Annotated in this window: 12 protein-coding genes; 9 read left to right on the forward strand and 3 right to left on the reverse strand. The window is 39.0% G+C overall.

What is annotated here, in order from left to right; all coding sequences use genetic code 11:
• Positions 1–14: 14 nt before the first annotated feature.
• Together F886_RS15720 and surE are read right to left on the reverse strand one after the other, a co-directional pair.
• The gene (locus tag F886_RS15720; protein WP_005307286.1) at positions 15–839 is read right to left on the reverse strand and encodes a peptidoglycan DD-metalloendopeptidase family protein; all 825 of its coding nucleotides are present in this window, start codon (positions 837–839) and stop codon (positions 15–17) included.
• Between the two features lie 111 nt (positions 840–950).
• On the reverse strand, positions 951–1,721 hold the full coding sequence (gene surE, locus F886_RS15725) for a 5'/3'-nucleotidase SurE (RefSeq protein WP_005307288.1): 771 nt from the start codon (positions 1,719–1,721) through the stop codon (positions 951–953).
• A 101-nt stretch (positions 1,722–1,822) separates the two neighbouring features.
• On the opposite strand from surE, the gene F886_RS15730 reads away from it, so the two are divergent.
• From F886_RS15730 to F886_RS15770, 9 genes are all read left to right on the forward strand, one after another.
• Positions 1,823–2,194 carry an MCR_0457 family protein gene (locus F886_RS15730; RefSeq protein ID WP_005307290.1) on the forward strand — a complete coding sequence of 124 codons (372 nt, stop codon included), beginning with the start codon at positions 1,823–1,825 and terminating at the stop codon, positions 2,192–2,194.
• Between the two features lie 152 nt (positions 2,195–2,346).
• On the forward strand, positions 2,347–2,769 hold the full coding sequence (locus tag F886_RS15735; RefSeq protein ID WP_004790891.1) for an MCR_0457 family protein: 423 nt from the start codon (positions 2,347–2,349) through the stop codon (positions 2,767–2,769).
• 126 nt (positions 2,770–2,895) lie between these two features.
• Positions 2,896–4,044: a D-alanyl-D-alanine carboxypeptidase PBP5/6 gene (gene dacC, locus F886_RS15740; protein ID WP_005307294.1), complete on the forward strand. Its 1,149-nt coding sequence runs from the start codon at positions 2,896–2,898 to the stop codon at positions 4,042–4,044.
• A gap of 90 nt (positions 4,045–4,134) precedes the next feature.
• On the forward strand, positions 4,135–4,686 hold the full coding sequence (locus F886_RS15745) for a gamma carbonic anhydrase family protein (protein ID WP_005307296.1): 552 nt from the start codon (positions 4,135–4,137) through the stop codon (positions 4,684–4,686).
• Positions 4,687–4,830: 144 nt separating this feature from the next.
• Positions 4,831–5,319, forward strand: a complete 489-nt coding sequence (locus F886_RS15750; protein WP_005307298.1) for an NUDIX hydrolase — start codon at positions 4,831–4,833, stop codon at positions 5,317–5,319.
• A 4-nt stretch (positions 5,320–5,323) separates the two neighbouring features.
• A complete protein-coding gene (mnmA, locus tag F886_RS15755; protein WP_005307300.1) occupies positions 5,324–6,457 on the forward strand; it encodes a tRNA 2-thiouridine(34) synthase MnmA in 1,134 nt (377 codons plus the stop codon).
• A gap of 13 nt (positions 6,458–6,470) precedes the next feature.
• The gene (gene hflD, locus F886_RS15760; protein ID WP_004643577.1) at positions 6,471–7,202 is read left to right on the forward strand and encodes a high frequency lysogenization protein HflD; all 732 of its coding nucleotides are present in this window, start codon (positions 6,471–6,473) and stop codon (positions 7,200–7,202) included.
• Positions 7,203–7,257: 55 nt separating this feature from the next.
• Positions 7,258–8,646, forward strand: a complete 1,389-nt coding sequence (gene purB / locus F886_RS15765; protein WP_005307301.1) for an adenylosuccinate lyase — start codon at positions 7,258–7,260, stop codon at positions 8,644–8,646.
• A gap of 82 nt (positions 8,647–8,728) precedes the next feature.
• Positions 8,729–9,367, forward strand: coding sequence for a DUF2238 domain-containing protein (locus tag F886_RS15770; RefSeq protein WP_005307302.1), 639 nt, complete (start codon positions 8,729–8,731; stop codon positions 9,365–9,367).
• A 39-nt stretch (positions 9,368–9,406) separates the two neighbouring features.
• Here the strand turns inward: F886_RS15770 and blp2 are convergent, their stop codons facing one another.
• On the reverse strand, positions 9,407–11,605 hold the full coding sequence (blp2, locus tag F886_RS15775; RefSeq protein WP_005307303.1) for an Ig-like repeat protein Blp2: 2,199 nt from the start codon (positions 11,603–11,605) through the stop codon (positions 9,407–9,409).
• Positions 11,606–11,617 lie beyond the last annotated feature (12 nt).

The raw sequence follows: 11,617 nt of genomic DNA on the forward strand, positions 1-11,617 counted from the left end.
GTTTTTTGCATTAGCTATTTTGGTAAAAGATTTATAGGATTAATCGGTTTTCCATCCAAACGAATCTGGAACTCGAGCATGACTTGAGATGCACCAGTAGAGCCCATTTCGGCAATTTTTTGTCCAGCAGTTATATTGTCACCGCTTTTTACAAACATCTTGCTATTGTGGGCATACGCACTGATATATCCGTCAATATGCTTAATTAAAACCAGATTTCCGTATTCTTTTAAGCCATCAGCTGCATAGACAACTTGACCATCAGCTGCGGCATAAATAGGGTCACCCTGATTTCCACCATAACGGATTCCTTTGACATTATTTGCCAAATTAAACCCTTGAATCACTGGTCCATTGGTCGGTTTTATCCAACGTAAGCTCGAATTTGGTGCAACTGATGCCACTGTCGTATTCGTTGACGGTACAGTAGACGGCTGAGTTACCGGTGTAACTGGTTGTGTGGTTGGTAGAGCAATGGTTTGACGTTTGATTTGCTCAGGTTGTGCCATGACTTGCGTAGATACTGTTCTTGGTGAAGAACCTTTCTTCAAACGTAATGATTGATTGACATAAATACGATATGGCGCAGGAATATCATTCATTTCGGCAATACTGATATAGTCCAGACCATAACGCATTGCGATACCACTTAAAGTATCACCTGAACGAACTGTGTAATAGTTAGGAGCCATTGCATAGCGAGAACTATTATTAATTTGTGGTTTAGAAGCACAGCCTGCCATAGCTACGGTAAAACCTACAGCCACAGACAACAACATAATTTTCATTATTTTGTCTTTTTGGATATGCACTCTGTTTTGTTGCCCAATTAAATGCATTGATCTCCCTCACTAAATGCTACAAATCATTTCGGCTAAGAGTACCAAAAAAGTAAGAGGAAACACGTTCCTCTTTTTCTTTATTCACAAAGTTATAACATTCGAGCTCAATTATTGACTCAAACTGACCTGAAGGTCTTCTAAAACGGCGTAATTTGTAGCATCCATTTGAATAGGTGTAACACTGACATAACCGTTTGCTACCGCAAAGAAATCCGATTGAATCTGGCTTGAAACACGCTCCGGATCTGTAACCGCCTCGCCTGCTAATCCAATCCAGTAAACTTGGCGTCCTCTTGGGTCGACATGGCTGGTAATAGGTTTAGATTGAGCACGGCGTCCCTGATACGTAATTTGTGCTCCTTTTAACTTCGGTACATCAGGAATATTGATATTAAAGATGTGTCGCGGAGGCAAAGCTGGCAATCCGCTTGCAATAAAATCATGTACCCACTGTGCAGCCTGAGCATAATCTTCTTTAACATTATAAGCGCGTACATCAGGACCAGCTAAAGAAACAGCAATTGCAGGTTGCTTCATTAAACGTCCTTCAAATGCAGCACCGACTGTTCCAGAATATAAAACATCATCACCTAAATTAGCGCCACTATTGATTCCACTTACGACTAAGTCAAATTCGAAATCAAACAAACCATTCATAGACAAATACACACAATCTGCTGGCGTACCATTCACAGCCCATACATCTTCGGCAATTTGAATTGGGCGCAATGGTCGATCTAGTGTTAATGCACTTGAAAAACCACTTCTTTCACTTTCTGGTGCAACCACAACCACACGTCCAAGCGGTTTTAATGCTTCAGCTAAAGCCTGTATACCTGGCGCAAAAACACCGTCATCATTCGCTATCAAAATATTCACTAAAATCTTTCTCTACAAATAAACCTAAAGGTTTTCACAATTGAATTATTTGTTGAATTATATATATTTATGCCTCCATAGCATTATAAAATTGTGAAAAAATGAAAACTTTTGCTCCTTTTTTTCAGGTATTGGGGATCAGTATCACATTGTGTACGCAAGCGGTTTTTGCAGATGAGGATATCTCAACACAAGAAGCTGATAGCTTAATTAAAGATGATATTGCGGCAACGCAAGTCTTACAGGAAATTTGTCCAGCATTCGTAGGGACAAATAAAAAACTTGAGTCAAATACTCAAAAAATTATCACAACGTATCTTCAAGGGTATTCGAATAAATCAATTACCCTCTCTGCTCTACAAAATGATGCAGAGTTTAAAACCCTGTTAAATGAAGCACGTCAAGCTTCAAAACAAATGGACCATCATGAGCAACACGAACTCTGTGAAGAGATCGTCAACTATAAAGAATAGGTTTTTACTCGTTTAGGGTAGAAGTTTATTTACTGAGGTTTTCTGCTTGGTATTAAGCAGAAAACCAACATAACAATACATTTTTTCCATTTTTTTAACCTGTAAATTGGTTAAGCTATCGACATATTTAAAAATTTTATTTTGGGTTATCGATGTTTATGAAGAAAAGCTTAGTTCAATCGCTCTCTTTGGTTTTACTTATGAGCATGGCAACAGTTGGTTTTGCTGCTGATAAGAAGAAAACAGCTGAAAAGAAAACCGAAAATGAAAATGTTGTTGAAGTAACTCCACAGCAAACTATAACTCCTGAAGAATTAGCTGCAATTCAAGTACTTTCTGAAATTTGCCCAAGCCTTATTGGGAAAAAAGATGCTGATTTTGCTCAAGGTTATGAACGTTTAGTAAAAGACTATTTACCAAATGAAGCCGACCCAGTTGCAGCTTTAGAGAAACGTGCTAAAGACAAAAGCTTCAAGAAAGTCTTAAAAGAAGCGCGTAATGATGCAAAAGCTGCTGGTAACGAGCAAAACACATTAGTTTGTCAAGACGTGAAAGCTTATCAATCGCAAAACTAAATTAGTAAAAAACTCTTGAGTTACAATACTGTTTGAAAAAGCCGACTTCCCCCATAGAAGTCGGCTTTGCTTTATCCTAAAATGCTAGGTTCTTCTGCTTCATACAAGATATTGGAATTACCTAGAATGACTCGAAAAAGCGCTATTGCTGCACTCCTCCTCTTACCAAGTTTTTCTTATGCAGCAACTGTCTTATCAGCTCCGCCAGAATTAAATAATAAGTCTTATGTATTAATGGATTATGAGACAGGACAAATTCTCGCTTCTAAAAATGAAAACGAAAAGCTTGCACCTGCTTCAATGACAAAAATGATGACAAGCTACATCATTGAACAAAAATTATTAAAAGGTGAACTGACTGAAAATGAGCAGGTTCGTATGAACGAGTCTGCATGGTGTAAAGGAAGCAGCTCTGAATCATGTATGTATGTTCCTTTAAATGGCACAGCAACTGTTCTAGAAATGCTGCGCGGTATCATTATCCAGTCAGGTAATGATGCATCAAAAGCAATGGCTGAACATATTGCCGGAAATGAAGGCACGTTTGCTCACATGATGAATCAGGAAGCAAAACGTATCGGTATGACAAATACCCAGTTCATTAACTCAACTGGTTTACCGGCAGAAGGTCATTATTCAACAGCTAAAGATATGGCTGTTTTAGCGCAACATATTATTAAAGACAGCTCAAGATATTACCCAATCTACTCTGAAAAAGAATTTACGTTTAACGGCATTAAACAAGGTAACCGTAATGCCTTGCTTTACACAGACCCAAGCGTAGATGGTTTAAAAACAGGTCATACAGATGAAGCGGGTTACTGCTTAACAACTTCAAGCAAACGTGGTCCGATGCGTCTCATTTCCGTTATTTTCGGAACGGATAGCGTTAATGAACGTGCTAACCAAACGCGTACATTATTGTCTTGGGGCTTTGCAAACTTTGAAACTGCAAATATTCAACCAGCCAATCAAGTTCTTGCAAAAGCAAAAGTGTGGTTTGGTAAAGAAGACGAAGTTCAAATTGGTCTGGCTGAAAACTTTAGTGTGACTATGCCTAAAGGCAAAGCTAACGGCATTAAAACACAGTTAGTTGTTCAACCTAACTTAAATGCACCGCTTCAAAAAGGCCAAGTTGTGGGCAAACTTGTTGCTAGCCTTGACGGCAAAGTAATTGCTGAAAAGCCATTAGTTGCATTAAAACCAGTTGAAGAAGCAGGATTCTTTGCACGCTTAATCGACCACGTTAAACAATTCTTCAGCAACTTATTCTAATTTTTGAATAGTTGAATTAAGCACTCATGCTATTTAGCCTGAGTGCTTTTTTATTTTATAATTCATCTAAATTTTATTTTGATACTACTCATGGCAAAGAACATACGTCCTTATCTTGAACACCGTCCTCAAGTTGATCCAACATGTTATGTTGATGACATGGCCGTTGTAGTCGGTGAAGTCAGCTTAGCCGAAAATGTTTCTGTCTGGCCTTTTGCCGTCATTCGTGGTGACGTAAATAGTATTCAAATTGGTAAAAACAGTAATGTACAAGACCATTGTATGTTGCACGTTAGCCATAAAAATGATGCAAAACCTAATGGCTCACCTCTTATTATTGGTGAAGATGTGACGGTTGGACATCATGTGACTTTGCATGGCTGCACCATCGGCAACCGAGTTTTAATCGGAATCAATACTGTTATTTTAGATGATGTGATTATTGAAGATGATGTAATGATTGGTGCTGGAAGTTTGGTTCCACCGCGTAAAGTCTTAAAAAGTGGTTACCTATATGTAGGAAGCCCTGTACAACAAGTGCGACCACTAACCGAAAAAGAATTAGCATTTCTTCCTTATTCGGCAAGACATTATGTAAAAGTACAAAATAATCATAAAGCGGCTCAAGCCGAGCAAGATTAATTAGCTCTATGAAATATCAGCAATAAAATTCTGATTTTTTAAACGATATGGTTTTGTAGTATTGCTCATATCGTTTAGCAGATCACCATAGCCAAAAACCCCTAAATTTCGTATCATACGTCTTTTAAATCATGGTGCTTTTTTATGGCCGCATGGACTCCTCATGTCACTGTTGCTACAGTCGTAGAAAAAGACGGACGCTATCTTTTTGTAGAAGAACATAGCGAAGGTTTTGTACACACAGTATTTAACCAACCTGCTGGTCATGTGGAATGCGGTGAGTCATTAACTCAAGCAGCCATTCGAGAAACACTTGAAGAAACAGGTCATCATGTTGAAATTGATGCCTTGCTTGGTATTTATACTTATACCCCGCCTATGTTTCCGGATCGTACCTATTACCGCTTCTGTTTTCTAGCACATGTGACTCAAGTTGAAAATAATCCTCAACTCGATACAGGTATTGTAGCTGCTGTGTGGATGACACCAGATGAGCTCAAAGAATCTGCTCGTGCCCGTAGTCCACTCGTACTCAAAGCAGTTGAAGATGCCATGAAAGGTCACCATTATCCTTTATCGCTTATTTATGAGCACCCTTTCTCTCCCTCATTAACTTCTCATTTGGATGCCTAGTCCTATGCAACAACGTGTCATCGTCGGTATGTCTGGTGGTGTAGACTCTTCTGTTTCTGCAGCACTTTTACTTCAACAAGGATATCAAGTTGAAGGTCTTTTCATGAAGAACTGGGAGGAAGACGACGGCACGGAATACTGTACGGCAATGGAAGATTTAGCCGATGCTCAAGCAGTAGCAGATAAAATCGGCATTAAACTCCACACAGCAAACTTTGCTATGGAATATTGGGACCGCGTATTTGAACTTTTCTTAGCTGAATATGCAGCTGGACGCACCCCAAACCCTGACATTTTATGTAATAAAGAAATTAAGTTCCGTGCATTTTTAGATCATGCCATGACTTTAGGTGCAGACTTTATCGCGACTGGTCATTATGCTCGCCGTGGTGAAACTGCTTACAACTCGAAAGGCGAAGCATACGCACCGTTATTACGTGGTGTAGACAATAACAAAGACCAAACTTATTTCTTGCATGCTGTTCATGGTAAAGAAATTAACAAAACCCTATTTCCAGTAGGTGAGATTGAAAAGCCAGAAGTCCGCAGAATTGCTGAAGAACTTGATCTTGCTACAGCCAAGAAAAAAGACTCTACAGGAATCTGTTTTATTGGCGAACGTCGATTTAATGACTTCCTTAAACAATATTTGCCCGCTCAACCTGGAAAAATTGTGCTTGATACAGGTAAAGAAGTTGGTGAACATCACGGTCTGATGTACTATACGCTCGGTCAACGTGGCGGAATTGGTCTAGGTGGTTTGAAAGGTGCAGCTGAAGGTGCATGGTTCGTACTACATAAAGATATTGCCAATAATCGCCTCGTTATTGGTCAGGGACATGAACACCCTCTCATGCAAAGCACGCAGCTTTGGAGTGAGTCAATTGACTGGGTGGCTGGTGAACAGAATATTCCTGTTGAAGGTTTACGCTGTACAGCTAAAACACGCTATCGCCAACCTGATCAGGCATGTACAGTTTTTATTGATGAAAATAGTGAACACGGTGTACGAGTTGAGTTTGATGAACCTCAACGCGCTGTTACACCGGGTCAAAGCGTTGTATTTTATTCAGATGAAGTTTGCTTAGGCGGGGGTGTCATTCACCATACAAATGCCCCTACACCAAATTTTATTTAAGGGAATGAATGACATGGTGGAGTTACCATTTCAACAATCACAAGCCTTGAATGTTCGCCAAAACCGTGCCCTTGCCTTGGCTGGGGTATTTCAGGCTACCCAGCTCACACACATGACAGCTTTAACTGGTCAGCAGAGTATTGGTGAAAGTGGTAACTTCTATTTTGAGCTGTTAATCAAAGCGAGTTTAAATATTCGCCCTACAGTCAACAATGGTGTCCAAACATTAGATTTTTTTAATCAGTTGGCAGATATTTCTTTGGGGCTTAAAACCCTCGAAAATTGTATTACTCAACCTTTTACAAATATGCCCAAATCTCGCCTTCCAAAAATGGGCACTGCCAAGCTTCCAATGTCATATGCGATGTCCCTTTTGCAATTAGAAAAGAAGGTCTATAGCAACCCTGAATACGTCGCAATCATTGAAAAAGCTCAGCAAAAGATTTTAAAACAGCTTTCTTTTTTTGATAATAACTACTTACACCCAAGCATTTTAGCCAATTTGGCCCAAACTTATGTTGATACTGCTGGGCAGATTAACCCTCGCATTCTCGTTCGTGGTAATGCAGAAGCATTTAAAGATACCAACCATACTAACCGCATCCGTGCTTGTCTGTTTACTGGCTTGCAAATGGCCCATTTATGGCGACAACTCGGTGGTAGTTCGTGGAACATGATTTTTAGCAAACGTAAATTGCTACAGGATATTCAGGCACTTGCTCGTTTACAGTACCAAGTCATCTAAGGCTGTAAAGAGATTATTTTTTGTTTTATGTTTATTCCAACATTAAGGAATCGTTATGAACGCTTTAACCGCACTATCACCATTAGATGGACGTTATGCCAGCAAATGTGATGCGCTACGCCCTTTTCTTTCTGAGTTTGGTTTAATTCATGCTCGTGTCACTGTAGAAGTGCGTTGGTTACAAGCACTTTCTAACCGTCCAGAAATTGTTGAAGTTGCTCCTTTTTCAAATGAAACAAATGCAGCTTTAGATGCAATTGTTAGCAACTTTTCTGAAGAAGATGCTAACCGCATTAAAGAAATTGAGCGTACAACTAACCATGATGTAAAAGCTGTTGAATATTTCTTAAAAGAGAAAATCGCAGGTATCGCTGAATTACAAAATGCAGGTGAATTTATTCACTTTGCATGTACTTCAGAAGACATCAATAACTTGTCTCATGCACTTATGCTTAAAAACGGCCGCGAAGTTTTAGTATCAAGCATGAAGCAAATTTTAAATGCGATCTCTACTTTAGCAACAGCTCACGCTGAACAACCAATGTTGTCTCGTACACACGGTCAAACTGCAAGCCCAACAACTTTGGGTAAAGAAATGGCGAACGTTGCATACCGTTTAGCTCGCCAAATTAAACAATTTGAAAATGTTGAGCTACTAGGCAAAATCAATGGTGCTGTAGGTAACTACAATGCTCACCTTTCTGCTTACCCAGATGTTGACTGGGCTGCACATGCTCAAGCATTTGTTGAATCTTTAGGTTTAGCATTCAACCCGTACACGACACAAATCGAACCACATGACTACATGGCAGAGTTGTTTGATGCGTTACGTCGCTTTAATACGATTTTAATCGACTTTAACCGTGACGTATGGGGTTACATTTCTTTAGGTTACTTCAAACAAAGATTGAAAGATGGTGAAGTTGGTTCTTCAACTATGCCACACAAAGTTAACCCAATTGACTTTGAAAACTCTGAAGGTAACTTAGGTATTGCGAATGCTGTATTGGCACACTTAGGCGAAAAATTACCAATTTCTCGCTGGCAGCGTGACTTAACTGACTCAACTGTACTTCGTAATATGGGTGTTGGTTTTGCACAAAGTTTAATTGCTTTTGATGCGTGTTTAAAAGGTGTTGGTAAACTTGAGCTCAATGCAAACCGCTTACTTGAAGATCTTGATCAAGCTCAAGAAGTTTTAGCAGAGCCAATTCAAACTGTTATGCGTCGTTATAACGTTGAAAAACCATATGAAAAGTTAAAAGCATTAACTCGTGGTCAAGCAATGACTCGCGACATGATGGTTAACTTCGTAAATGGCGATGAACTTTCTCAAGTACCAAGCGAAGAGCGCGCACGTTTAGCTGAACTTACTCCTGCAACTTACACAGGTAATGCAGCTGAACAAGCTAAACAAATTAACGATTTAATTAGCAAAATCTAATTAAAAACTTCATAAAAAGCGGAGCTTCGGCTTCGCTTTTTTATTACACTAATATAAAGCACAATAAAGTTATATTTCTAAAATGATCGAAAAACAATTCAAACTTAAACACTATATTGCTCTTGGCATTATTTTTATTGCCATCATATTGTCTGGCATTCAGCCCCTTGAATTTGAAGCTTATTTACTTCATCAGGTGGGTACAATTTTTATGTTAGTCCTCTTATTTATTATTTTTAAAAAGATTGGTCTCGATTATTTAAGTTTTACTTTCTATTTAGGTTTTTTGCTCATCCATATTATCGGTGCACACTACCTGTACTCATATGTTCCGTACAATGACTGGATTCAACACATATTCAATTTTAATCTAGATCAATACATGGGGTGGTCCCGTAACATGTATGATCGTTTAGTTCATCTTGCCTATGGTGTTTTACTCTACCCCCTTATTTATCGAGTTTTTCAGGTTTGGTTACCGACAGCTCGACCTTTTACTCTGTTTTTACTTGTGATCCAATTCGTCATGGCCTCTAGTGTTTTTTATGAACTCATTGAATGGGTAATTGCGATTGGCTTATCGCCAGAGCAAGCTGAGAATTATAATGGTCAACAAGGCGACATGTGGGATGCCCATAAAGATATGTTATTAGCAACGATCGGTGCAATTCTCTATGGACTGGCAGCTCTTATAAAAACACCTAAAATAAATAATTCATAAATAAAAAAAGCGCTCAATGAGCGCTTTTTTAAGAGTTCTTTAGACGACTGAATAAGTTTGATCTAACAGATTTGATAAAGCCGAAGAAGTCGTATTTGGTAGAAGCTGTTCTAGATTCGTTGTGACATCACTCGCTGTATTATTTACTTCGCTCTGCTCATTCACTACAGGTTTAGAATCTGTTGCAGATAAAATTTTTGCGATTGGGTCAGAAGCATCCGTTGAAGAACTTTTCAATAAATCATCTAATGACACAGATTTTTGCTGCTGACTAGTCGTTTCATTGGTTGTAGTTTGCGCTAACTTTAATGTATTTAACCCAACGCTATCCGCAACCGAAGGAACAACTTCATTTACATCACTACTGACAACTTCACTCGTACTCGCCACTTTTGGTGCGACGACATAAAAGGTAAATGGTGAACTCACTTCACTCGTCAGCCCAGCTACATCTGTTTGCACGAAAGTAATCGTATGTTTACCAACGGCTAAATCTTTATCAAGCATAAATGACCAATATTTATTTGCATCTACTTGACCAACTTTAAGAATGGAAATTGCGACTCCATTATCATAAATAGTTAAGGTTGCGTTAGCTTCAACTTGAACAGTAAATTTTGGTTTAGCATCATCGGTTTCAGAACCTGCTGTAATTGCTCCTTTTAGAGGCCCTACATCATCATCTAAACCTCTTAACACAGGCTTAGCAGGTGGAATCGTATCTTTATCACTCCCAACAATTTCCAGCGCAGTAGATTTATTTCCAGAACTATCGGTTGCTATTACTGAACCTTTTAAGCTATCGGTTAAAGCAGGAGAAATCGCGATTGTAAATTTTCCATTCGCATCTGCTGTTCCAGTACCAATAACCTTATCTGCTGAGTTTTTGATTTCTATTTTTGCATTGGGTTCAGCTGTACCAGTAACTGAAGTTCCGTCTGCATTCACTTGAGCTGTAGGTTTATCTGGCGCTATGGTGTCATAGCCAGAAGTGACTTCTAAAGGCTTAGATTTATTCCCTGCTGCATCTTCAACAATGATTGTCGCCTTTTGTGATTCTTTTAAGGCAGAAGAAAGCGTAATTTGAAACTCACCTTGCGCATTTGCCGTACCAGTTCCAATGACTTTACCATCAGCATCTTTTATCTGAACTTTTGCATTAGCCTCTGTTTTTCCTTCAACCACTGTTCCTTCTTTATTTACTTCAATTAAAGGAGCTGCTGGCGGAATAGTATCTTTACCTGCAAAAATGGGTGTTGCTTCAGATTTATTTCCGGCAGCATCCTGAGCAATCACTTTACCACCAGCTTCACTCGTCAAAGGTGGAGTTAGCTTTAAAGAAAAGATTCCTTCTGAGTTTGCTTTTACAGTTCCTAATAATGTTCCGCTAGCATCATAGACATTTACAGTAGCATTCGCCTCAGTTTTACCATCTAAGATCGAACCATCTTCATTTAATTGAGCCTGAGGAGCATCTGGCGCAATTGTGTCTTTAGTACCAGTTACAAGACCTGGTTTAGAAATATTACCCGCAGCATCTTCAGCTAAAATATTTAATTTATTTCCATTTGCTAAAGGCTTATCGAGTTTAATTGTAAAATTACCACTTGCATCTGCAACACCCGTTGCGACCGTATTACCAGCAGCATCTTTAATATAAATTTTTGCATTTGCTTCTGCTTTACCAGTAACCGTAACGGTATCATCGGCAACAGTAGCAGTCGGTGCAGCAGGTGCCAAGATATCTACAGGTCCTGAAGAATCATCTTTGTCATCTTTATCAAAAGCCCACAAATATAAACCTTCAGCAGCTAAAACTGCTAAACCTGCTTTTAAAACATTGCCCATTGAAAAAGTTGGAGAATCATCAACCGCTATTGTTGAAGCTGGTTGACTAGTACTTGTATAGGCTAAATCTGTGACATGGTTTAGACCGGTGTAGTCGATCACCTTACCTTGTGCGTCGAATTGGGCTTCAACAAATTTTCCGTGTTCAGTCGGAAAAACAAGTGAATGGTCTGTTGTATTTGTTGCTTCATTAAAGAAATTTTCTAAAACAAGGGTTTCACCATTTTTTAAATGGATGATAAGACTTCCACCTTGCTTTTCCATCGATGCTATATCTTTTTGACTTACACCAATTTGAATGATTGCTGGTTGGTTTAAAACCACTTTATTGAGCTGACCATCTTGTAGAACGTCCAAACCCTCTTTGGATGCCACAATTATTCTTGTCATTATTTCCTATCC

The organism is Acinetobacter sp. NIPH 542 (genome assembly GCF_000369825.1).
In the GTDB taxonomy this organism is placed as follows: domain Bacteria; phylum Pseudomonadota; class Gammaproteobacteria; order Pseudomonadales; family Moraxellaceae; genus Acinetobacter; species Acinetobacter oleivorans.